The sequence below is a fragment of the Pseudomonas sp. PDM17 genome (assembly GCF_014851985.1).
In the GTDB taxonomy this organism is placed as follows: Bacteria; Pseudomonadota; Gammaproteobacteria; order Pseudomonadales; family Pseudomonadaceae; genus Pseudomonas.
In genome coordinates this window covers 233,697-255,376 of sequence record NZ_JACVAT010000008.1, presented here as the reverse complement: position 1 = coordinate 255,376, position 21,680 = coordinate 233,697, and the positions used below count along the sequence as shown (strand labels likewise).

The 21,680-nt window shown below is 66.4% G+C and carries 17 protein-coding genes; 5 read left to right on the top strand and 12 right to left on the bottom strand.

The features are described 5' to 3' along the window. Positions 1 to 235: 235 nt before the first annotated feature. The 3 genes from IB256_RS26145 (at position 236) to IB256_RS26135 (ending at position 4,518) form a co-directional block, all read left to right on the top strand. Positions 236 to 2,617, top strand: coding sequence for a TonB-dependent receptor plug domain-containing protein (locus IB256_RS26145; RefSeq protein WP_192295511.1), 2,382 nt, complete (start codon positions 236 to 238; stop codon positions 2,615 to 2,617). 72 nt (positions 2,618 to 2,689) lie between these two features. Then, positions 2,690 to 4,066, top strand: a complete 1,377-nt coding sequence (locus IB256_RS26140) for an APC family permease (RefSeq protein WP_192295512.1) — start codon at positions 2,690 to 2,692, stop codon at positions 4,064 to 4,066. Then, on the top strand, positions 4,066 to 4,518 hold the full coding sequence (locus IB256_RS26135) for a DUF3574 domain-containing protein (protein ID WP_192295513.1): 453 nt from the start codon (positions 4,066 to 4,068) through the stop codon (positions 4,516 to 4,518). Before IB256_RS26140 ends, IB256_RS26135 begins: the two co-directional genes overlap by 1 nt. Here IB256_RS26135 and speE read toward each other — a convergent pair. The 4 genes from speE to IB256_RS26115 all read right to left on the bottom strand — a co-directional run bounded on the left by speE (position 4,503) and on the right by IB256_RS26115 (position 7,736). Beyond that, positions 4,503 to 5,369 carry a polyamine aminopropyltransferase gene (gene speE / locus IB256_RS26130; RefSeq protein ID WP_192404641.1) on the bottom strand — a complete coding sequence of 289 codons (867 nt, stop codon included), beginning with the start codon at positions 5,367 to 5,369 and terminating at the stop codon, positions 4,503 to 4,505. The genes IB256_RS26135 and speE overlap by 16 nt on opposite strands. Next, entirely contained in the window at positions 5,369 to 5,827 is a 459-nt protein-coding gene (locus IB256_RS26125; protein WP_192295515.1) for a DUF3574 domain-containing protein, read from the bottom strand. Before IB256_RS26125 ends, speE begins: the two co-directional genes overlap by 1 nt. A gap of 139 nt (positions 5,828 to 5,966) precedes the next feature. Further along, the gene (pnuC, locus tag IB256_RS26120; protein WP_192295516.1) at positions 5,967 to 6,557 is read right to left on the bottom strand and encodes a nicotinamide riboside transporter PnuC; all 591 of its coding nucleotides are present in this window, start codon (positions 6,555 to 6,557) and stop codon (positions 5,967 to 5,969) included. Between the two features lie 33 nt (positions 6,558 to 6,590). Next, on the bottom strand, positions 6,591 to 7,736 hold the full coding sequence (locus IB256_RS26115; protein ID WP_192295517.1) for a phosphotransferase enzyme family protein: 1,146 nt from the start codon (positions 7,734 to 7,736) through the stop codon (positions 6,591 to 6,593). Positions 7,737 to 8,025: 289 nt separating this feature from the next. Between IB256_RS26115 and IB256_RS26110 the strand changes: the two genes are divergently transcribed. Next, positions 8,026 to 8,643, top strand: a complete 618-nt coding sequence (locus IB256_RS26110) for a methylthioribulose 1-phosphate dehydratase (RefSeq protein ID WP_192404640.1) — start codon at positions 8,026 to 8,028, stop codon at positions 8,641 to 8,643. Here the strand turns inward: IB256_RS26110 and IB256_RS26105 are convergent. The 8 genes from IB256_RS26105 to IB256_RS26070 all read right to left on the bottom strand — a co-directional run bounded on the left by IB256_RS26105 (position 8,640) and on the right by IB256_RS26070 (position 20,115). Then, entirely contained in the window at positions 8,640 to 10,109 is a 1,470-nt protein-coding gene (locus IB256_RS26105; RefSeq protein WP_192295519.1) for a sensor domain-containing diguanylate cyclase, read from the bottom strand. The two genes, IB256_RS26110 and IB256_RS26105, sit on opposite strands and share 4 nt — an antisense overlap. Before the next feature lie 242 nt (positions 10,110 to 10,351). Then, a complete protein-coding gene (locus tag IB256_RS26100; RefSeq protein WP_192404639.1) occupies positions 10,352 to 12,877 on the bottom strand; it encodes a TonB-dependent siderophore receptor in 2,526 nt (841 codons plus the stop codon). 145 nt (positions 12,878 to 13,022) lie between these two features. Then, positions 13,023 to 13,997 (bottom strand): FecR domain-containing protein, encoded by a 975-nt coding sequence (locus IB256_RS26095; RefSeq protein WP_192295521.1) that lies wholly within the window; start codon positions 13,995 to 13,997, stop codon positions 13,023 to 13,025. Further along, positions 13,994 to 14,527 (bottom strand): sigma-70 family RNA polymerase sigma factor, encoded by a 534-nt coding sequence (locus IB256_RS26090; protein ID WP_192295522.1) that lies wholly within the window; start codon positions 14,525 to 14,527, stop codon positions 13,994 to 13,996. The genes IB256_RS26095 and IB256_RS26090 overlap by 4 nt, the downstream gene beginning before the upstream one ends. A 302-nt stretch (positions 14,528 to 14,829) precedes the next feature. Continuing rightward, a complete protein-coding gene (locus IB256_RS26085; protein WP_192404638.1) occupies positions 14,830 to 15,825 on the bottom strand; it encodes an AraC family transcriptional regulator in 996 nt (331 codons plus the stop codon). 75 nt (positions 15,826 to 15,900) lie between these two features. Beyond that, positions 15,901 to 17,922 carry an alkyl/aryl-sulfatase gene (locus IB256_RS26080; protein ID WP_192404637.1) on the bottom strand — a complete coding sequence of 674 codons (2,022 nt, stop codon included), beginning with the start codon at positions 17,920 to 17,922 and terminating at the stop codon, positions 15,901 to 15,903. A gap of 138 nt (positions 17,923 to 18,060) precedes the next feature. After that, positions 18,061 to 18,732, bottom strand: coding sequence for a DUF3313 domain-containing protein (locus IB256_RS26075; protein ID WP_151187466.1), 672 nt, complete (start codon positions 18,730 to 18,732; stop codon positions 18,061 to 18,063). 81 nt (positions 18,733 to 18,813) lie between these two features. Then, positions 18,814 to 20,115 carry an OmpP1/FadL family transporter gene (locus tag IB256_RS26070; RefSeq protein WP_192404636.1) on the bottom strand — a complete coding sequence of 434 codons (1,302 nt, stop codon included), beginning with the start codon at positions 20,113 to 20,115 and terminating at the stop codon, positions 18,814 to 18,816. 410 nt (positions 20,116 to 20,525) lie between these two features. On the opposite strand from IB256_RS26070, the gene IB256_RS26065 reads away from it, so the two are divergent. Then, on the top strand, positions 20,526 to 21,413 hold the full coding sequence (locus IB256_RS26065; protein WP_192404635.1) for a LysR substrate-binding domain-containing protein: 888 nt from the start codon (positions 20,526 to 20,528) through the stop codon (positions 21,411 to 21,413). The last annotated feature ends 267 nt before the right edge of the window (positions 21,414 to 21,680 follow it).

The following is a 21,680-nucleotide window of genomic DNA, read 5'->3' as shown; positions in this document are numbered from 1 at the left end:
GGATGACCGGCGATACCGAGAGCCGCGCCTTTTCGCTCATCACGAAGAGAGACCGGCCGTGACACCTGGAGCGCTTTCCCGAGCACTGTTTTCTCCATCCTGAGGGGAACAGTCGCTCGCGGTTTCCGGACTTCCGACACCAACCGCTCGAGCCCATCAGAAAACACATCAGCGGAGTTCCGGACTCGCCGCCAACGGCGAGTGGCGCTCTTTAAGCGAGACAGGAGTACTTCGCGTGTTATCCCGTTCCCTCATTGCCGTTGCGGTGGCCTCGGTCATCGCCCAGTCTGCCGCGCACGCCGACGAAACCCCGTCGACTTCCGAGGCCACCACCAAACTCGAGACCGTGCTGGTCACCGGCACCCGCGGCAACAACCGCACCCTGCTGGATTCCCCGGTGCCGGTGGACGTGCTCACCGCGCAAGACCTCAAGTCCACCGGTGCCGTCGGTGGTGAGCTGGGCCAGGCCCTGGCGACGCTGCTGCCGTCCTTCAACTTTCCCCGCCAGTCCAACTCCGGCGGCGCCGACCATGTGCGCGCCGCCCAGCTGCGCGGCATGAGCCCGGACCAGGTGCTGGTGCTGATCAATGGCAAGCGCCAGCACACCTCGGCGCTGGTCAATGATTCCTCGAAGATCGGCCGTGGCACCGCGCCGGTGGACTTCAACTCGATCCCCATCAGCGCCATCAAGCGCATCGAAGTGCTGCGTGACGGCGCCGGCGCGCAGTACGGCTCCGACGCCATCGCCGGGGTGATCAACATCATCCTCGACGACGCCCCCGAAGGCGGCGAGGTGACCACCAGCTACGGCGCCTACCACACCCACCAGGACGCCATCGGCAAGACCACCACCGACGGGCAGAACTCCTACACCGCCGCCAAGGCCGGCACGCGCCTGGGCGAAGACGGCTTCGTCCGTGGCGGCGCCGAGTTCATCAACCGCGAGCCCACCAACCGCGCCGGCTACGACGGCTTCGCCGATACCCCCGGTCAGCGCAACTACGTGATGGGCGATGGCCTGGCGCGCGACGTCAACGCCTGGTTCAACGGCGACCTCGCGCTGGGCGGCGGCAAGCTCTACTCCTTCGGGCTGTACAACGAGCGCCACACCACTGGCGCGGAATTCTACCGCTACCCGGACGAGCACCCGGAGATCTACCCCAACGGCTACCTGCCGCAGTCCCTGGGCGACAACACCGACCTTTCCGCCACCCTCGGCTACAAGGGTCTGATCGCCGACACCTGGGACTACGACGCCAGCGTCACCCACGGCCGCAACCGTTTCGAATCCTCGACCCGGCGCACCCTTAATGCATCGCTCGGCGAAGACACGCCAACGCGCTTCGATACCGGCGACTACGAGCTGCGCCAGAGTGTCGCCAACCTCGATCTCAGCCGCGAGCTGAGCCTCGCCGGGCGGCCCTTCGTGCTCGCGGTCGGTGGCGAGTACCGCTACGAGAACTACATCACCACCGCCGGCGACGAAGCCTCTTACTACGGCGTTGGCGCCGACGGCGCCAACGGCCTGCGCCCGAGCGAAGAGGTGGACATCGACCGCAATGTCTTCGGCACCTACGTGGACCTGTCGGGCGATCTCACCGACGACTTCTTCGTCGATGCCGCCGCGCGCTGGGAACGCTACGACGACGCCGGCAGCAAACTCACCGGAAAGCTCAGCGGCCGCTACCAGCTGACCCCGGTGCTGGCCCTGCGCGGGGCGGCGTCCACCAACTTCCGCGCGCCCTCGCTGGCCCAGGTGGGCTTCCAGAACACCACCAGCAACTTCGGCGACGGCGGCACGCTTACCGATATCCGCGTGCTCTCGGTGAACGACCCGATCGCCCGCGCGCTGGGCGCCGAGAAACTCGACCCGGAGACCTCGAAGAACTTCAGCCTGGGCCTGACCGCGCAGCTGAACGAGCGCTTCGACCTGTCCTTCGACGTGTTCCGCATCGACGTCGATGACCGCATCACCCTGTCCCAGCGCATCGGCAGCGACGCCATGGAGCAGTTCATCCAGGACAACTTCGGCGTGGCCGGCGTGCATGACGTGAACTTCTTCACCAACGCCGCCGACACCCGCACCGATGGCGCCGAGCTGGTGCTCAACTACCACCAGCCCTTCGTCGGCGGGCAACTGGGCGTGACCACCGCGTACACCTACAACCACACCAAGGTACGCAGCACCAAGGGCACGCCGCAGCAGCTCTCCAACCTCGGCATCGGTGAGGACGCACTGGTGGGCGTAGAGGAGCGCAACACCCTCACCGACGCCGCGCCCAAAGACCGCTTTATTCTCACCACCACCTGGAGCGATGCGCAGTGGAACCTGCTCGGCCGTCTGACCCGACAGGGCGAGACCACTCGCGTGTTCGACTTCGGCGACGGCTACCACCCGGAGCAGACCTACGGCGCGGTGTGGCAGCTGGATGCCGAGGTGGCCTACAAGTTCACCCCGCAGTTCAGCCTGGCGGTGGGCGGCAACAACCTCACCGACAACTACCCGGAACGCTCCAGCTCGGAGATCAACTACGGCGGCAATCTGCCGTACGACGTGCTCTCGCCGATCGGCTCCAACGGCGCGTACTACTACGCCCGCGCGAGCTATTCGTTCTAGAGGCAGTCGTTCTGATAGCTGGCGTTCTCACCGGGCCGCCTTGCGGCCCGGCTACTTTTGCGGAGCCGACTCATGGCTGACAACTTCGCCGCTGACAGGCCAGCCGGCCCGCACCGGCAGCTGGGCGCCGTCCACGCGCTGCTGCTGACGCTGGGCATGGTGATCACCAGCGACATCCTGAAAACCGCGCCCACCGTGGCGCTCAACGTCGGCCAGGAACACTTCTACCTGGTGTGGGTGCTTGGTGGCGTGCTGTCGATGGTCGGTGCGCTGTGCTACGTGGAGATGGCCTCGGCCTTCGCCCATCCCGGCGGCGACTACCACTTCCTCGAGCGCGCCTACGGGCAGCGGGTGGGCTTCCTGTTCGCCTGGTCGCGCTTCGCCATCCTGCACACCGGCTGGATAGCGCTGATGGCCTTCCTCTTCGCCGACCACTTCAGCGCCTTGCTCGGCCTCGGCCGGCTGGGCAACGTGCTGCTGGCGGGCGGGCTGGTCAGCGCGCTGGTGGCGCTCAACCTGATCGGCTGGCGGGTCAGCCTTGGCACCCAGGCGGGGTTGGTGGCTCTGGTGGCGGCGGGCTTCCTCGGCATCTTCGGCGCCGGCCTGTGGCTGGAGTGGCGCGGCTTCGTGCCGCCCGCAGTAGTGCCGGTGGAGCCGGAGCAGGTTGGCGTTGCCGGGTTCTCCGCCGCGTTGATCTACGTCTTCCTCGCCTTCGGCGGCTGGAGCGATGCAGCCACGCTGTCGGCGGAGCTGCGCGACAACCGGCGGGGCATCTTTACCGCCATGCTCGGCGCGCTCGCTGCCTTGCTGCTGATCTACCTGGCGCTGAACTGGGCGTTCATTCGCGGGCTGGGCTTCGATGGCCTGGCCGCCAGCGGCGCGCCGGCGCTGGAACTGCTCGGGCTGGCCTTCGGTGCGCCGGGCATCGGCCTGATCATGGCGGTGGTGGTGGTGTCCGCCGTCGCCAGCATCAACTCCACGCTGATCGTCGGTAGCCGCACGACCTACGCCGCCGCGCGGGATGTGCCGGCACTGGCCGTACTCGGTCGTTGGGACGTGCGCCACGGTGTGCCACGCGCCGCGCTGCTGGCCGAGGGCGTGGTAGCGCTACTGCTGATCGCGGTCGGCGGCTGGAGTGGCCATGGCTTCAACACCATGGTCGAGTACATGACCCCGGTGTACTGGCTGTTCCTCAGCCTGAGCAGCGTGGCGTTGATCGTCCTGCGCCGCCGCCACCCGGAAGTGCCGCGGCCGATCCGCGTCCCGCTGTACCCGTGGCTGCCGCTGGGCTTCCTCGCGGTGTGCCTGTACATGCTGTATTCCAGCGTTGCCTATGTCGGCTGGGGCGCGTTGCTCGGCGTGGCTGTGCTGGCGCTGGGGGCGGTGCTGCAACTGCTTCTGCGCCCGCGAGGGGCTCAGGAGCAAGGCTGGACGGAGGAGGGCGGGTGATGCGCGCAAAGGCACTCTGGCGCAATGGCGCCGTGGCTGTGTTGCTGGCGGCTTTGGTCGGGCTATGGCTCAACGAGCCGTCAGCCAGCGCCAGTGGTGAAGCCAGCGGCCGGCGCATGCTGCGCACCGAGCTGTACCTGGAAGCGGTGGAGCTGGCGCAGTGGGAAGACTTCCTCGCCCGCGAGGTGACGCCGCGCTTCCCCGATGGCCTGAGCTGGCTCGACCTGCACGGCCAGTGGCGCGGCCCCAGCGGCGGGCCGGAGAAGCTGCCGTCGCGGATGCTGATCCTCATCCACGCCGACAACCCCTACACGCGCCAGGCACTCACGGATATCGGCGCGCACTTCAAGCTGCGCTTCGGTACGGCAGTGCTGCAGGTCAGCAGTCCGGTTCGCGCCCGCGACCCGGACTGGACGCCGCAGCGCCTGGACAACCCTCAGCTGTCGCGCTGAAGCCCGGCCTCGATCAGGTCGAGCATGTAGCGCGGCAGGGCGAACGCCGCCTGGTGCACCTCGGGGGTGTAGTAACGGGTCACCAGGCCGCTCTTCGCGAAGCGCTGGCGCAGGATTTCCAGCTCGGTGCGGCGCACCTTCTCGCTGTTGGACGCCCAGCCGAAGGCCATGCTGCCGCCGATGTAGGTCGGTACCGCCGCGTGGTAGAAGCCCCAGTCGGCGAAGGTATCTGCCAGCCGCCGCGCCGTACCGCCCAGTTCCTCCGGCTGGAGGAAGGGCACGCCGTTCTGCGTGGCGAGGATGCCGCCGCTGCCTAGGCGCAGCTGGCAGTTACGGTAGAAGGCGTCGGTGAACAGGCTGGCCGCCGGGCCGCCCGGATCGGTGGAGTCGCAAAGGATCAGGTCGAAGGTCTCGCGACTCTGCGCGAGGTACTCCAGGCCGTCGGCGTAGATCAGCTGCAGGCGCGGATCGTCCAGCGCTCCAGCGGAATGCAGCGGCAGCAGCTCGCGGCACAGTTCGACCACCTGCGGGTCGATCTCCACGGCGACTATTTCCTCGATGCCGGCGTGACGGACGATCTCCCGCAGGATGCCGCCGTCGCCCACGCCAATCACCAGCACGCGGCGCACCGCGCCATGGGCGAGGATCGGCACATGGGCGAGCATCTCGTGGTAGACGAACTCGTCCGCCTCGGTGGTCTGCACCACGCCGTCCAGCGTCAGCACGCGGCCGAAGCGCCGGTTGCGGAACACCTGCACCTCCTGCTGGCCGGTGTTGCCCTGGTAGATCGGCTCGTCGACGGTCAGCGCCTGCGCGTAACCGTCATGCAGCGACTCGCGGAATTCGTCCATTAGAAGGAAACCTGCGCCGGTTGCGACAGACGCAGAACGGAGAGGTCCCCGGTGATACGCTTCCACGCCAGGCGGATCGCCTCGATGTCCTTGCCGCGCGCGGCAGTGTCTTCATGCAGGATCACGATCACCTTGGTGCTCAGCCGCTCCGGTTCCGGCGCACCGTGGTCGCGCCACTGGCCGTAGGCGTCGTAGGCGGTGAAGCCATCCGGGAAGCGCGGCGTCACCTCCTGGTCGAGGAATTGCCGCCAGCGCTGCTCGCTGATCTTCTCCTTGCCGTTCTCCTGGCCCAGCGCGAAGTACAACTCGGTGCGCAACCACTGCGCCTGCGCCGGCCGGGTCGGATCGCCCTGCAACGTCGAACTGCTGGGATTGGTGGTATGGACGGAGGGAGCGGGCGGGGTGGCGCAGCCGAACAGCGCCAGGGCGAGGCTGGCGGCAAGTAGATGGCGGAGCATGGGACTTCCTTGCGGTGATGAGGGTGAACCAGATCGCCACTATAGGATGTCGGCTGTTATTTCCTTAAATACTGAAAAAGCATTCTCATATGCTCGTATTAAAGGATTCGCCCCTGCCCGGAATACCTGCTCCTACCGTTCAACTCGCCGCCATAGCCGGCCCGCTCGGCGGCTCGTCGTGCAGCTCGCGCCGCCAGGCCAGCAGGCCGTAGATCGCCAGCACGATGAAGCCCGCGTAGAGCCCGGCCGTGAGGTAGAGCGCCTTGTAGAGGAATACGCCGGTGTAGACCACGTCGAGGATGATCCACAGCCACCAGCTGGCGACGTACTTGCGCGCGGCCCAGAAGCTCGCCACCAGGCTGAAGGCGGTGAGTGCGGCGTCGAGCCAGGGCAGGGCGGCGTCGGTGTGGGTGTGCATGGTCCAGCCCAGGGCGACGGCGCCGGCGGCACCGGCCAGGCAGCTGGAGATGGCTGTAGGGAGCGGCAGGCGCTCGACGCGCACCTTGCCGTGGTCGCTGCCGCCCTGGCTCCACTGCCACCAGCCGTAGAACTGCAGCACCACGAAGACCAGTTGCAGGAGCATGTCGGAATAGAGCTTCACGCTGAAGAAGATCCACGCGTAGAGCAACACCGCCACCACGTTCACCGGCCAGCACCAGCGGATGCGTCGGGCGGTGAGCCAGACGCCGAGCACGTTGACGATGACCGCGATGATTTCCAGAGCAGACATGCCCTTTTTCCTCAGAATGGATGTTCAGGCGAGTCAGTTCGCCCTGGCCGCCAGTTGGCGCAGATGGTTGAGCAGCCGCTGTCCCTCGCTGCCCTGGAACCAGCGGGTGTGGCCGATCAGGTAGTTGTCGTAGGCCAGGGAGGCATTTTCCTCCGAGCCGAGCAGGCCATGGAAGTAGCCGATCTCGGACAGGGCGAAATCCGCATGCACCAGTGGCAGCAGCGCGGTCAGCGCGAGCAGGTCGTCGCGGCTCAGCGGGCGGACGCTGGCATAGCCCTGCAGCAGGGCGTCGAGCCCGTCGAGGTCGGCCACGGCGGCGCGGCCCTGGTCCAGCTCCAGCCAGGGCACCAGGTTGCGCTCGATGGCGGTGGTCAGGTCGAACAGCGCGAAGGTGCGGTCGCTCAGGCCGAAGTCCAGTATCGACACGACCTGCGCCTGCCGGCTGTCTTCGTTCCACAGCAGGTTGGAGGCATGCCAGTCGTTGTGGGTCCACAGCGCCGGCTGGCGGCCCAGGTAGGGCAGCAGGTGGCGTTGCAGCGGCAGATGGAGTTCGCTCAGGGTCTCCTGCCACGGACGCGCCTGCAGGTACTCGGCGAGGGCGGGCGCCTGGAGGAGGGTCGCCTCAATGGCAGCGATGGGGTCCTCTGCGCCGAACAGACTCAGGTTGCTGAACAGCACATCGGTGCTGCGCGCGGGGGCGTCGAAGCCTTCGGCGGCGTGGTGTAGCCGCGCCAGGGCGACGCCGGCGGCGAAAGCGTGGGCGTTGTGCTGGAAGGGTGTCCAGGACAGCGCGTCACGGTACAGGTCGAGCCCCTTGGCCTTGCGGTGTACCTCGTAGGTCCAGCCGTTTCGTGCGATGGCGCTATAGCCGTGGCTGTCACGCAGTACCTGGGCAACGGGCGCGCCGCGACGAGCCAGGTGATCGAGGAAGGCATGCTCCTCCGCCAGCGCGGTTGCGGAGCGCACGCCGGGATGGTGACGTTTGACGAACAGCGGGCCGCCGTCGGTTTCCACCAGCGCGGCGGCGGAGAAGGGGCGGGGGCTATGCCAGGTCAGGTGGGCGTTGGCGCCGGCCTGCGGAAAGTCTTCCAGCAGGCTGGCGACTTCCGCCTCGGTGAGCGCCGGCCAGTCGGGCTCCACCGGCTCGAGGCCCATGCCGTGGCTCAGGCGTTTGGTCATGCAGGGTTCTCCACTTGCCGGCCATCACCGGCGATGCCGCACCGGAATTCGGGGTGCGCGCACAGGTATTCAGGTCGCTGAAGCAGCTGTTGTTCACTCGGTGCGTCCCGGCCATCCGGGGTGATGCGCGGGGGGATTTTGCCAGCATCCGCCGCGGAATGTCGGGAATGCTGCGTTCGCGGGCCGAGGGGGCGCCACTGCGGGTTATGACCTCATGCGATTACGGTATTTAGCGCGGCGGGAGGCGCTGGATAGAGTGGCGGCCTCTTTCCGCAGCCTCGACTTCGCCATGACCGATACCCGCCAGCAACTCACCCGGCAGATCATCGACGCCGGCCGCTTCCTCTACGGCCGTGGCTGGTCGCCGGCCACCAGCAGCAACTATTCGACACGGCTGACGGCGGATCGCGTTCTGCTCACCGTTTCCGGCAAGCACAAGGGCCAGTTGGGTGAGGACGATGTGCTGGAAACCGATCTGGCCGGCAACAGCCTGGAGCCGGGCAAGAAGCCGTCGGCGGAAACCCTGCTGCATACCCAGCTCTATGCGTGGCGCCCGGAGGTCGGCGCGGTGCTGCACACCCACTCGGTGAACGCCACGGTGCTGTCGCGCCTGACCGTCGGTGATCGTCTGCAACTGGAGGATTACGAGCTGCAGAAGGCCTTTGCCGGCGTCAGTACCCATGAAGGCCGCGTCAGCGTGCCGGTCTTCGACAACGACCAGGACATCGCCCGCCTGGCCACCCAGGTGCAGCCCTGGCTCGACGCCCACCCGGATTGCTTCGGCTATCTGATTCGCGGGCATGGCCTGTACACCTGGGGCGCGCAGATGAGCGATGCGCTGCGCCAGGTGGAGGCGTTCGAGTTTCTCTTCGAGTGCGAGCTGAAGGTGCTGAGCCTGCGCGGCTAGGAGGCTTCGACTGAGGTGCAACGGAAGCCGACCACCCGGTTGCGTCCGCCATCCTTTGCCCGGTACAGCGCGCTGTCGGCAGACTGCAGCAACTCGGCCCAGTCGGCGGGGTTGAATTGCGAGGTGCTGGCCACGCCGATGCTCAGGGTGAGCACCCCCTGCGGGCCATGCTCGTGCGGCACGGCGAGGGCCTGCAGGCTGGCGCGGATGTGCTCGGCAAGCTCCAGGGCATCGGCTTCTTCGCTGTCGCCCAGCAGCACGACGAATTCCTCGCCGCCGAAGCGCGCCGCGCAATCGGCGGGGCGCCGTGCCCACTCGGCGATCACCCGGGCCACGGTCTTCAGTGCGGCGTCGCCGGCGGGGTGACCGTAGTGGTCGTTGTAGGCCTTGAACTTGTCGATATCCATCAGCATCACTGACAGCGCGGCTCCGCTGCGCTGGTAGCGCGCCCACTCGTGGTTGGCGCGCAGGTCGAAGGCACGGCGGTTGTTCAGTCCGGTCAGCGGGTCGGTGCTGGCGGCCTGCCGCAATTCGGCTTCCTGGCGGTCGCGCTCACGCATCTGGCGCAGGGCGAGCAGCGCGAGGCCGATGACCGCGCCGACCAGGGAAACGCCCAGCAAACCGATCAGGCTGGCGCGCCAGTACCAGTCCTCGTAGATCTCGCGCGATGGCAGGGCGACGCTGAACACCAGCGGGTAGCCGTCTACCGGGCGGAAGTCGTGCCAGCGCTCCTGCCCGTCGCTGTTGGTGTCGAAGAAGTTCTCCGCGCCGTTGCTGCGGTAGCGCTCGAAGGATTCGCCCAGCGTCGCGGCGGGCTCCGTGTCCGGCCAGTGCGCGAGCAGGGTGCCGTCGCGCATGTGCAGGCTGACCGTGCCGCCATCGCCGAGGTTGAGGTCGCTGAACAGTTCGCTGAAGTAGGCCAGCTCCAGGTTGGCGCCGACCACCCCGGCGAAGCTGCCGTCTTCGCGTTCCAGGCGACGGCTCAGCGCAACGCTGTTGCGGGCGTCGCTGGAGTAGGGGATGTACGGGTGGCTCAGGTAGGGCGCGTCGCCCTGCGATACGCGTAGTGCCTGGAAGTACTCGCGGCCGGAGAGGTCGATGCGTGCCGGTACTTCCTTGCCGAAGCTGTAGGTGGCGATGCCGTCGGCGTTGGTCAGGAACACCGAGCCCATGCCGCGAGTGGGCGCGGTGTAGGCCCGAAGCAGCAGGTTGCGCGTGTCCATGGACAGCCCGCGTATCTCCGGCTGGGCGTGGGCGTGCACCACGGCCTGCAGGGTCATGTCGTAGAGGTCGAGGTTGCGCTGGATGTCGCGCTGCACCAGCAGGGCGATGTTGTGGCCGTTGGCACTGGCGACTTCGAGGGCGTCGTGGCGCATTTCCAGGATGGCCCAGGTCGACAGGGCGCCGATGGCGCCGGTCAGGCCCAGGCTGGCAAGAAGGATGGTGCTCGAACGGCGGATCGGCATGCCGGTATCCATACAGGGAGGGGCGGCTGCACATCGGTGCGTGCCTCAAGGCATATAGCAGCAATCGGCCGGGTTGTCCGGTATTCCCCGGCAGGAAGAACATGGGCTGCTCCTGCCGGTGTGCCCCGACGGGGAGGCAAAAAAAATGCTGCCTGGAACAGGCAGCATTCATGGGTCACGCACCATTGGTGACTGGCTTCAGTCTGCCGGCGCAAGATTAAGCTTTGATGAAGGCCCGATCCTCAGTACGTCGCACGCACGGTCAGCATGAAGTTGCGCGGGTCGCCATAGACGTTGCCATAGGTCGAGGTGCCGACCGTCTGGTAGTACTTCTTGTCGAACAGGTTGTTGCCGTTGAGCGCGACGTTCCAGTGTTCGTCCAGCTGGTAGTCGACCAGCGCATTCCACACCGCGTAGCCGCTTTGCTGGTAGTCGTACGGCACGTCGGCCTGCGTCACGTTGCCGTTGCTGTCGTAGTAGGAGGCGGTGCCGCTGACCTTGGTCGCGCTCTGGATATCGACGCCGCCGCCGACGCGGAACTTCGACCAGTCGCCCGGCAGGCGGTAGGTGCTGAACAGCTTGGCCAGGTGCTTGGGCGTGATGGTGCTCAGCTCGCCGCCGACGGTGCGGTTCTTGTTGAGGTTGAGGGTGTAGCTGGCCATCACCATCCAGTCCGGCAGTACCTCGCCGGAGATTTCCATGTCCACGCCCTTGCTGACGACTTCGCCGCCGTTGACGTAGCAGCAGTTGCCGCCGAACAGCACCGAGGTGGCGTCGTACTGTGGGTCGAGCACGGCCTGGTCTTCGCGCTTGGTGTAGTAGAGCGCCACGCTGGTGTTCACCCTGCCGTCGAACAGCTCGCCCTTCAGGCCCGTCTCGTAGGTCTTGCCGGTCATGGGGTCGAGGGTGCTGCCGCTGCCCAGCGGGCCGGCCATGTAGTTCTGCTGCGGCTTGAAGATTTCCGCGTAGCTGGCGTAGGCGGCCCACTCGTCGCTGAGGTCGTAGACGATACCGCCGAACGGCGTGGTCCTGGTCGGTTCGCGCATGTCGACGCGTGACTGCGTGTTCCAGGTGCCGCTAGCCAGGGTCTGGTAGGTCTGGTCGAACTTGTAGCGCTGCACCCGCGCGCCAAGGATCAGATGCAGCGGCTCGGCCAGCTGCAGGCGCAGGCTGGAGTAGAGGCCGTACTGGGTCTGGCTGTTGGGGCTGTAGTTGCGGGTAACGTCCGGACGGGGGCCGGGGTCGGTCCAGGGCGTGGAGTTCGGGTCGAACACGTCCACCGCGCCGCCGGCAGTCGCGAAGCGCGGGGTGCCCTGCCAGCGGCTGTCGATGTCCTGGTAGTCGCCGCCGACGGTGAGCTGGTGGTTCAGGCCGAACAGGCTGAAGTTGCCCGAGACGTTGGCGTCCCAGAGGTCCTGCTCGCTCCACTGGGTGATCCAGGTGCCGTAGCGGGTGACTCCGGTGCCGGTCACCGGGTTCACCGACCCCAGGGTGGTGGCGTTGTTGGTTTCGATGGTGTCGTAGATGTTGGTGTAGCTGAGGTTGAGCTTCCAGTCGTCGTTCAGGCGGTGGTCCAGCTTGGCAAAGTACTCGCGGGAAAAACCATCTGCATACGCCCAGGTGGTGGACAGCCCGGTATGGCGCGGCAGGCCGAGATCGACGCCGTTGCTGTAGCGCGGCACGGCGTTGGCGGTACCGGTTTCGTGGACCTGGTTGAAGCGCATCCCGCCGGTGAGCAGGGTGTCGTCGGTGACGTCGGCTTCCAGCACGCCGTAGAAGATCGGCTTGTCGGTGGCGCGGTTGTCGGTGAAGTACTGGCGGTCCTGGTAGGCCACCACCGCGCGCCCGCGCAGCTTGCCGTCGAAACCCAGCGGCCCGGTCACGTCCAGCTCTGAGCGGTAGTTGTCCCAAGTGCCGGCGGAGGCGCTGAACTTCAGCTGGTAGGTATCCAGCGGGCGCTTGCGCACCAGGTTGATGATGCCGCCGGGGTCGCCGGTGCCGCCGAACAGCGCCGAGCTGCCGCGCAGCACTTCGACGTGGTCGAACTCGGCCATGTCGTAGACGTTGGAGGAGTAGAACGAGCCGGCGGTGGTGCCCAGGGCCATCGGCGCGGCGCCGTCGAGCTGGATGTTCTGGATGGCGAAGCCGCGCGAGTAGTAGTCCTGCAGGCGGAAGGTGCCGCTCTGCACGGTGATCCCCGGTACCGCCTTCATGGCCTCGTTGATGTCGGTGATCTGGCGGTCGTCCATCAACTGGCGGGTGATTACCGAGACCGACTGCGGGGTTTCCTTCAGCGAAGTCGGCGTCTTCGAGCCGACGCTGGTCAGGCCCGGCGTGTAGCTGCCGCTGTTCTCGGTGGCCTGGCCCATGCCCTGGCCCATGATGGTGGTGTCGGTCATCTCCAGCGCGGCGTCGTCCTGCGGGATCGGCACCAGCTGGTAGCGGTTGCCTTTGCGCTGGGCTGCGAGGCCGCTGCCCATCAGCATCACGTCCAGCGCTTCCTCGGCGCTGTAGTTGCCGCGCACGGCCTGGCTCTGGCGGTCGCGGGTCAGCTCGGCGTCGGCGGCCAGCAGCAGGCCGGTCTGCGCGGCCAGCTCATTGAGCTGGCGGGCGAGGGGGCCGGCGGGGATGTCGAAGCTCTGGCGCTGAGCTTGCTCAGCCATCGCCGTGGAGGTTGTCGTGAGCGAGGCGACGGTGGCCAGGCTCAGGGCGATGGCGAGAAACAGGGGATGCTTTTTGCTCGGGAAGTGCTGGTCTTGGCGTGACATTCCGGTTCCTTGGCGTCCGGTTATTAGGAGTGTTTCCTAGTAATCCGAAGCAGAACGGAAAATCGGAACCATTCTCGAAAACTTTTTTGCAGGGTGCCACCAGAGCGGGAAGATTGTTGCTCGCGAACACCCGCAGGGCGCCTGGCTAGCTCCGTGGAACCACCGTCACCCACCAGTCGAAACGCCGCTGCACACGCACCGGCAGCGCCTCTTCCAGTTGTGCCAGGGCCTGGTCGGTGTCGGCCAGCGGGAAGCTGCCCATGACGCGCAGCCGTGCCACGGTGGGGTCGACGCCCAGGTGGCCGCTCCGGTAACCGCCGAGTTCGGCGATGAATTCCTCCAGCGGCATGTCCTCGGCCAGCAGCAGGCCGCGGCTCCAGGCTTCGCGGCGGGCTTCGGCGCGGGTCAGCGCAGCGGCTTCGAGGGCATCGAAGACGACGCCCTGGCCCGCTTGCAGGGTGAGGCTGGCGCCGCTGTCCTGCAGGGTGGCGCGCACCGCGCCCTGGTAGACATTGAGCTGCGTGCGCGGGCCGATTTCGCGCACGCTGAAGCGCGTGCCCAGCGGCTGCAGCAAGCCGGCACGGGTGCGGACCTGGAAGGGACGGCTGTCGCCGTGGCCGGTCTCGATCAGCACTTCACCGGCGTACAGCACCAGCTCGCGGCGGGCGTCGTCGAAATGAACGTCCAGTGCGCTGTCGCTGTTGAGCCAGACTTGTGTGCCGTCGCTCAGCCGCTCGCTGCGGCGCTCGCCCACCGCCGTGCGGTACTGGGCGCGCCAGGCGTGGAGGCTGGCGATGGGATTTGCTCGCCAACCGAGCCAGCCGAACAGGCCGGCGCCGGCCAATACGCTGAGCTGGCTGAGCAGGCGGCGGCGGGTCTGCTTGCCGGTGCGCAGGGAGGTCAGTGTCCTGTGCGCGGAGGGGCCCTGCTCCTGCAGGCTGGCAAAGCGCTGGCCGATGCGTTCGATGTAGCTCCAGGCCAGGCGCTGCGATTCGCCCTGGTCGAGCCAGCGGCGCCATTGCGCGCGCAGTTCGGTGTCGTTGGGGGACTCTTGCAGGCGCGCGAACCAGTTGGCGGCGCTTTCCAGCGTGGCGTGGTCGAGGCCGGGGCGCGCGCTCACTGCAGCACTCCGTCCAGTTCCGCCTCGAGCAGGGCGCACTGGAACATGGCCTGGGCGATGTATTTGGTCACTGTGCGCACCGAAACGCCAAGCTCCTCGGCGATCTCCCGGTAACCCATGCCGTGCAGCTGCGACAGGCTGAAGGCGGCGGCGACCTTGGGCGGCAGCCGTTCCAGCAGGTCCTGCAGCTGGCCAAGGGTTTCCAGGATGATCGCCTGGTGTTCCTGCGACGGCCAATGGCTTTCCGGCACCAGCGCCAGGGCTTCGAGCCAGGCTTTCTCCAACTGCTTGCGGCGCCAGAAATCGACGCACAGGTGCAGCGAGATGCGGCTCAGGTAGGCGCGGGCGTGGACGTCGCTCTCGAACTCCCGTGGCTGCGCCAACAGGCGCACGAAGACGTCCTGGGCCAGCTCGGCGGCATCGCTGGCATTGCCCAGGCGACGATTGATCCACTGCTGGATCCAGCCGTGGTTCTCGCGGTAGAGGCTGGCCACTTGGGCTCGATGGGCGCGGGCGATGGGTCGTGTCATGGGAGGCCGGACGATGGATCGTGCAAATGCGAATTATTATCAAAATAACCGAATGCCTGGCCTCAGGGCAATAACGCTTTGCAGGGAATGTTCGAGTGAGCGCCGGTATCGCGGGGCTGCTGGAGGAGCGCGCGATGCGCGCGACCACAGGCCTGGTGCATCTGGCGCTGCAGCGTGCTCGCGCTGGTAGGGCGGACAACGCGCCAGCGTTATCCGCCGTCAGGCTGCCGGCGGATAACCCGTTCCGGGTTATGCGCCCTACGGAGCGGAGCGGCGGTGAATCGATCGCGGGTGTGGCGGACTCAGGACTTCAGCGCGCGCCGATGCTCGATGGGCGCCATGCCGAACCAGCGGTGGTGCGCGCGGCAGAATGAGGTGGTGCGGCGGTAGCCCAGCTCCTGGGCGATCCTCGAGATGGGCAGGTCGGACTGGCCGAGCAGTTGTTCGGCGCGGCGGCGGCGGATCTGGTCGACGTGCTCTTCGAAGTCGATACCGTCGTTGGCCAGTCGACGCTGCAGGGTGCGCGGGTGCAGGTCGAGCAGTTGTGCCACCTGTTCCAGGTTGCAGCGCTGCCGGGGCAGCAGGGCGTGGATGTGTCGCTCGACCTCGAAGCCGAGTTTCTCGTCCGCGCCCGAATGTGCTTCCAGGTAGAACTTCACGATGGCGTGCAGCGTGGCGTCGTGACGTACGCAGGGGCGTTGCAGGTCGCGCTGGGAGATCGCCAGGGCGTTGTATTCCTGGCCGAACAGCACCGGGCAACCGAAGTAGCGCCGGTACACCGCCAGCTCGGCTTGCGGCTGGTGGCGCAGCAGCACGGTGGTGGGCTGGAAGGGCGTGCCGAGCAGTTCAGCCATCATCAGTCGGCCGTGCAGCAGTGACTTCTCGACGATTTGCGGAATCTCTTCGATGCACGGCAGGGCGTTGTCGAAGCAGAGCAGGGTGCAGTCGTTGCGGCGCTCGAGGTGGAAGAGGATCGAGGGACTGTAGAGGCGCATGTAGCGCACCACCGCAGCCAGCCCTTCGCCGGCAGTGGGCGCGGTCTGCGCCAGGTGTTGCAGAGGGCCGAGCAGGGTGGATTTCTGCCGGCTCGCCAGTTCCAGGCCGAATTCTGGCATGGCCAGTGAGCGGGCACTGCCTTCGAAGATCTGCACCAGGCTGCGGTAGGAGAACTTCTTCTCGTAGTCGCCGACGACGTTCAGGTCGATGCGATGCGGCGCGAGGTGAGCGCGAAGCGAGGCGCCGCGCTCGGCGAGCAGTTCGCCGAACTGGAGGAAAGCGGTGCCGCGAACGGTATCCATGTGAGGGGCTTCCAGGACTGCGAGGAAAGCGCCAGGCCGGCGGCGCGTGCCGCCGGCCTGGCTGCTGCGGCCCGGTCAGGGCGTGACGATGTTGAACCAGAAGTCGAAGTTGTCCATGTAGCTCATGAGCTCTTCGAGCTTGGCCTGGTCGCCGTTGACCTTGATGTCGCCCGAGGCCTCGGCATCCTTCAGCGTCGCCTGCTTGAGCATCAGCTTGTTGAGGGTGTCGCGGGTCAGGGTGATGGTGGCGTCGGCGTCCTTGGCCTGCAGACCTTCGGTGTGGTTGAGCACGCCGTTTTCCATCTGCAGCAGGTACTTCTGCTTGAGGTCGGTGAAGTCGAAGTTCAGGGTGATCTTCTTGTCCTCGACTTCCGGGCCTTTCAGGCGCATGGCCAGGTAGTCGAAGAACAGGTCGAGGTCCATCGCCTTGACGGTGTCGGGGCTGGCGGTGTCCGGCGTCGGCAGCTTCTGCACGCCGTTGCGCAGCTCCTGCGCACCGGTCAGGTAGAAGTTGCGCCACGGGCCGCTCTCGGCCTGGTAGCCCATCTGCTCGAGAGCGTCGGCCTGCAGGTTCTTCGCCGCCTGGTTGTTCGGGTCGGCGAAGACCACGTGGTTGACCACCTCGGCCACCCAGCGGTAGTCGCCCTTGTCGTAGTACTCCTTGGCCTTCTTCAGCACCGCGTCGGCGCCGCCCATCATGTCGACGTAGCGCTTGCCTTCCTCGTCCGGCGGCAGCTCGTGCAGGGTCGCCGGGTTGCCGTTGAACCAGCCCAGGTAGAGCACGTAGGTCGCCTTCACGTTGTGGTTCAGCGAGCCGTAGTAGCCCCGGTTGGAGAACTTGGTGGCGATCGCCTTGGGCAGCTTCACCTGCTCGGCGATTTCGGTCATGGTCAGGCCCTTGTTCGCCAGGCGCAGGGTTTCGTCGTTGATGTAGCGGTACATGTCGCGCTGCAGGCCGATGTGCTCGTTGACTTCCTTGTTGCCCCAGACCGGCCAGTGGTGCATGGCGTACATCACCTGGACGTCGTCGCCCCACATCTTCAGCGCCTGGTTGAGGTACTTGGACCAGGGCAGCGGCTCGCGGATTTTCGCGCCGCGCAGCGAATAGGTGTTGTGCAGGGTATGGGTGGAGTCTTCGGCGGTGTTCAGCGCCTTCATTTCCTTGATGTAGTACATCATCTCGGCCGGGGCCTCGCTGCCCGGCGCGTAGAGGAACTCGTAGTGCAGGCCGTCGATGACGTGCTTCTCGCCGGTCTGGGAAATGATGTCGGTCGGCGGGATCAGGGTCACGGTGCCGGCAGAGGTGGTAGTGCCCAGGCCCGCGCCGAGCTGGCCGGTGTCAGTCGGCGGCAGCAGGTTGCCGTACATGTAGCTGGCGCGGCGGCTCATGGCGGTGCCGGCCATTACGTTCTCGGCCACGGCGTGTTCGAGGAAGCCCTTGGGTGCGTAGATCTTCACCTTGCCGGCCTTGACGTCTTCCTCTTTCACCACGCCCTTCACGCCGCCGTAGTGGTCGACGTGGCTGTGGGTGTAGATCACCGCCACCACCGGTTTCTTCGGTCGGTGCTGGTAGTACAGCTCCAGCGCCGCGCGGGCGGTTTCCTCGGAGATCAGCGGGTCGAAGATGGTGATGCCGGTCTTGCCCTCGACAATGGTCATGTTCGACAGGTCGTAGTTGCGCACCTGGTAGAGGCCCTTGGTGACCTCGAACAGACCGGAGATGTTGATCAGCTGCGATTGTCGCCACAGGCTCGGGTTGGTCGAGGCCGGCGCGGCCTGGCCTTCCTTGATGAAGTTGTACTTGGCCGGGTCCCAGATCAGGTTGCCTTTCTCGCCCTTGATCGGCTCGGACGGCAGCGGCGCGATGAAGCCCTTGTGCGCCAGCTCGAACGAGGTCTTGTCGTCGAACGGCAGCTCCTTGAGCAGGGCGTCGTTGGCGGACTTGGTCGCGTCGGTAGCAGCCTTGGGCGCTTCGGCGGCCCAGGCCTGGGTGGTCATGGAGATGGCGGCGGCCAGGGCGAACGAGGCACTGAATTTCCACAGGCCTTGGCCTGGCAGTTGGCCAAACGGCTTCAGGGATCGGGCAATCGCTTTCATTTCAAGCTCCTTCTTGCGGAATGCGCTGTACCTGCGGGGCAACTGCCAGCGTTGAATGTCGGTGACTTCCTCACTGCATCGGGTGGTGCGTCGGGGCCTTGTGGGCATGGCCCGCCGGCTGGCGGGCCATGCAGGGGGTTACTTGTGTTTCAGTTGCTCATAGGACTTGAGCATGTCCCGCGCCCAGCCATCGAGCACGGCCTTGGCGTCGTTGGCGCTCATGACCTGGGAGGAGTTCTCCAGCTCGGTGCCGGCGCCCTTGCGCACGACCTGGGCGACCACCTTGCCGTCACTGCCGTCGAGGAAGGCCGCTTCGGTGGCGATGCTGGTGTCCTGGTCGCGGATGCCGGTGGCGGTGCTGACGCCGGCGGCGATCAGGGCGATCGGGATCACCTCGTAGGGTTGCAGGCCCTTGGTCTCGGCGCTGACGGCGGTGATCGCCGGACGCACGATCAGCACGCCCGGGCCGGGGCCGGTGGCCAGCGGCAGGGCCTTGGCGAATTGCGTCTGCAGCGCCTGGTCGTAGTACTTGGTGATGCCGTCCAGGGTGCTCTGCGGGATCTTCTCGCTGGGCTGCGGTTTCGGGTAGAGCTGGCTCGGCTCGACGTAGACGCTGGTGAACTGGCTGACGTCGATGCCGGGCTTGATCCAGCGCATCACCGGCGCGCCGGAGGGCGATTTCTCTTCCTTGAGGACGCTGTAGTCCTTGAGGAAGCCTGAGTAGTTCTCCGGCTCCACGTACTTGCTGGCGCAGCCGGAGAGGGTGAGGGTGGCCACGCACAGCGGCAGGGCCAGGAATTTCAGGTTCATTGCAGTGCTCCTTAGGGATGTTTCTTGTGGAAGGTGTCGTATCGCAGTGTCAGGGCCGCGCTCTTGTCGTCGCGTAGGCCGTCAGAATCGCCAGGTCGCACCGCCGCCGATGATGTGCAGGGCGGCGTTGTTGTAAGTGCCGGAAAGGGTCTCGCCGGAGCGTGACTTGGTCTGCTCGACGTCCATGTCGCCGAGCCAGACGAGGGTGTAGGCCAGGTGCAGGTCGAGGCCTTCCTCGACCTGGTAGTTGATACCGGTCGCCAGGCGCCAGGTCTCGGCCATGGGGTTGTCCACGGTGCGGTCCTTGTCGTCCACCGCCGAGCTGTCGTAGCCCAGGCCGAGGCTCCAGCGCCATTGCGGGGTGGCCTGGTACTGTGTGCCGATGGAGGCGTGCCAGGTGTCCTTGTACTTGCGGTCGACAGTACGGTCGACACCGCCGGCGTTGGCGTCGACGTCCACGCCGATCTCGCCGAACTCGCTCCAGTCCTGCCAGCCCAGGCTGCCCAGCAGCTTCCACTGCGGGTCCAGCTGGTGGGCGATGCTCAGGGTCGCCGTCTGCGGGATGTTCACGTCCAGCTCCAGCGAGCTGACGTCCAGGCGGTTGAGCGCGGCATTGATGATCGGGTTGCTGATCTTGCTCACGTCGGGGCTGTCTTCGAACTCCAGCTTCACCTTGCTGGTGTAGGCGAGGCCGATCTGCGTGCGCTCGCTCAGGTCATAGAGCAGGCCCAGGTTGACCCCGACGCCGACGTCGGTGTCCTTGTATTCCAGCTGGCCGTCGGGGTTGTCGCGCAGGCCCAGCAGGTTGTTGTTGATGGCCATCTCGGTGCGGTAGTAGCCGTAGACGATGCGCGGGCCGATGCCGAAGGTGAGGTCGTCGGTGAATTTGTGCGCGATGGTCGGCTGGAAGGACACGCCGATGATCGCCGTTTCCTGGCTGAAGTAGCGGCCGGCCCAGTCGTCGTCGTAGTTCAGCGCCAGGCCGAAGTTGCCGTACATGCCGAAGCCGATGGCCGAGCGCTCGTCGATCTGCTGGCTGACGAAGAAGCTCGCGCCGGGCAGCCATTCCAGGGCGTTGCCGCCTTCGTTGCCATCGAACTGGTTGTTGTCGTCACGGGAGAAACGCAGGTCGCCGAGGATGACCTGGGCGTTGGCGCTGATCTGCGTGCCCTTGAGCCTGGCGATACCGGCGGGGTTGCTCATCAGCACGCTGGGGTCGCTGGCCAGGGCGGCGGAGCCGGCGTTGGCCAGGCCCATGCCTTCCTGCCCGGCCTCGTAGATCATGATGCCGCCCGCGGAGGCGGGGCCGGAGAACAGGATACAAAGCGATGTGGCGATGGTGGCGCTGATGGCCTTTGCGGCGCCTGTGCTGTCTCTGGTCATCGAGCATCCCCTGCTGATCCCTGACTGGCTCTCGCGTCGCCCTGGCGACGTGAAAGGCATTCGCTCCGAATGCGCTCTGGAGACGTTGAGCCTGCTACCCATAGGACATGGGGAAGCAGGTTGTGTGAAAGAGCCTAGATAGCGATCCGGGATATGCAACTCGGGTTTTGCTTCAAGACGCGATAGATGTGCCGCACACGACACAATGCTGGACATAAAGAGTATCCAATCGTCCGGCCTGCCGATTGGCCGTCACTCGACGATGGTGCTCCCGCAAAGTGACGTTGGTCCCCTGCCGGTGGCGGCTGTCGCGAAAAGAGTGATGCCCCTGCCTCGATGCCGTGGCTTGCGCTGGGCGTGGCGCCTCGGTCAGCATGCCGGCCGCCATTCTTCGAAAAGACCTGCCGCCCATGCGCCGCCTGCCTTCGCTTACCGCCCTGCGCACCTTCGAGTCCGCTGCCCGCCATGCGCACTTCGGCCGCGCCGCCGCCGAGCTGTGTGTCACCGACAGTGCGGTCAGCCACCAGATACGCCAGCTCGAAGAGCAACTGGGGGCGACGCTGTTCGAGCGCCAGGGTCGCCAGGTGCAGCCCACTCCCCAGGCGCGGCGCCTGCTGCGCAGCCTGCAACAGGCCTTCGAGCTGATCGGTACAGCGTGCGATGAGTTGCGCGATCCGGGCTCTCAGGCACAGCTGCATATCGCCGTGACGGTGGAGCTGGCGCAGAAGTGGCTGGTGGGCCGGCTGGCGGATTTCGCCGAGCGCTATCCGGAGATTGTCCTGCACCTGCATGAACAGCCGCTGGAGGCGCCGGGGCCGGCCGCCGAGATCGACCTGGCGATCACCTACGGCACCGGTCCGGCGGACGCCAGCACCTACTTCGTGCGGCCGTTGCCGACCCTGCAGTTCTTCCCGGTGTGCAGCCCCGGCCTGTTCAACCAGTCGCCGCTCAAGCATCCACGCGACCTGGCGCGCCACTGCCTGCTGCACGACGACCAGGACGGCAAGTCCTGGACTGCCTGGCTGACCACCCACGCCAGCGACATCCGCCCCAGCCGCCACGTCTACCTTGGCCACGCCGGGCTGACCATGGAAGCGGCGGTGCGCGGGCAGGGCGTGGCCATCGGCGACAACCTGACCAGCGCCGAGGACCTGGCCAGCGGCCGGCTGGTGCGCCCGTTCGCCGCGCAGATCACCTCCCTGGGGCAGTACGCGCTGGTCTGCGAACGCCTGCGTCTGGAGAAGCCGGCGGTGGCGGATTTCATCGAATGGATGACCGACCAGCTCAATGACATGTGAGTCCGGCACGGTCTGTTCTGGCGGCTTAACCTGCGTCTCGCAGGATGAACGCCAGGTAGGATGGCGTGGAGCGCAGCGAGACCCATCGATGCGCCGTGAAGCCCAGGCAGCATGGGTGTCGCAGGCTCCACCCATCCTACGGCGAGGTTTGCCGGTAAGGTCGGTACTGTTGGTGGGTCTCATCTTTTTGTTGGTTTTCGATGAATTGAATTCAGCTATTCCGCGAAATTCATCAATGGTGCTCTTCGCGGCGAGCCGGCAACCTTG

What these genes read in the sequence shown, in the direction of transcription:
- IB256_RS26140 (WP_192295512.1), top strand. Translation starts at nt 2,690, where the DNA reads ATGGCTGACAACTTCGCCGCTGACAGGCCAGCCGGCCCGCACCGGCAG.
- IB256_RS26135 (WP_192295513.1), top strand. Translation starts at nt 4,066, where the DNA reads ATGCGCGCAAAGGCACTCTGGCGCAATGGCGCCGTGGCTGTGTTGCTG.
- speE (WP_192404641.1), bottom strand. Translation starts at nt 5,369, where the DNA reads ATGGACGAATTCCGCGAGTCGCTGCATGACGGTTACGCGCAGGCGCTG.
- IB256_RS26125 (WP_192295515.1), bottom strand. Translation starts at nt 5,827, where the DNA reads ATGCTCCGCCATCTACTTGCCGCCAGCCTCGCCCTGGCGCTGTTCGGC.
- pnuC (WP_192295516.1), bottom strand. Translation starts at nt 6,557, where the DNA reads ATGTCTGCTCTGGAAATCATCGCGGTCATCGTCAACGTGCTCGGCGTC.
- IB256_RS26115 (WP_192295517.1), bottom strand. Translation starts at nt 7,736, where the DNA reads ATGACCAAACGCCTGAGCCACGGCATGGGCCTCGAGCCGGTGGAGCCC.
- IB256_RS26110 (WP_192404640.1), top strand. Translation starts at nt 8,026, where the DNA reads ATGACCGATACCCGCCAGCAACTCACCCGGCAGATCATCGACGCCGGC.
- IB256_RS26105 (WP_192295519.1), bottom strand. Translation starts at nt 10,109, where the DNA reads ATGCCGATCCGCCGTTCGAGCACCATCCTTCTTGCCAGCCTGGGCCTG.
- IB256_RS26100 (WP_192404639.1), bottom strand. Translation starts at nt 12,877, where the DNA reads ATGTCACGCCAAGACCAGCACTTCCCGAGCAAAAAGCATCCCCTGTTT.
- IB256_RS26090 (WP_192295522.1), bottom strand. Translation starts at nt 14,527, where the DNA reads ATGACACGACCCATCGCCCGCGCCCATCGAGCCCAAGTGGCCAGCCTC.
- IB256_RS26085 (WP_192404638.1), bottom strand. Translation starts at nt 15,825, where the DNA reads ATGGATACCGTTCGCGGCACCGCTTTCCTCCAGTTCGGCGAACTGCTC.
- IB256_RS26080 (WP_192404637.1), bottom strand. Translation starts at nt 17,922, where the DNA reads ATGAAAGCGATTGCCCGATCCCTGAAGCCGTTTGGCCAACTGCCAGGC.
- IB256_RS26075 (WP_151187466.1), bottom strand. Translation starts at nt 18,732, where the DNA reads ATGAACCTGAAATTCCTGGCCCTGCCGCTGTGCGTGGCCACCCTCACC.
- IB256_RS26070 (WP_192404636.1), bottom strand. Translation starts at nt 20,115, where the DNA reads ATGACCAGAGACAGCACAGGCGCCGCAAAGGCCATCAGCGCCACCATC.
- IB256_RS26065 (WP_192404635.1), top strand. Translation starts at nt 20,526, where the DNA reads ATGCGCCGCCTGCCTTCGCTTACCGCCCTGCGCACCTTCGAGTCCGCT.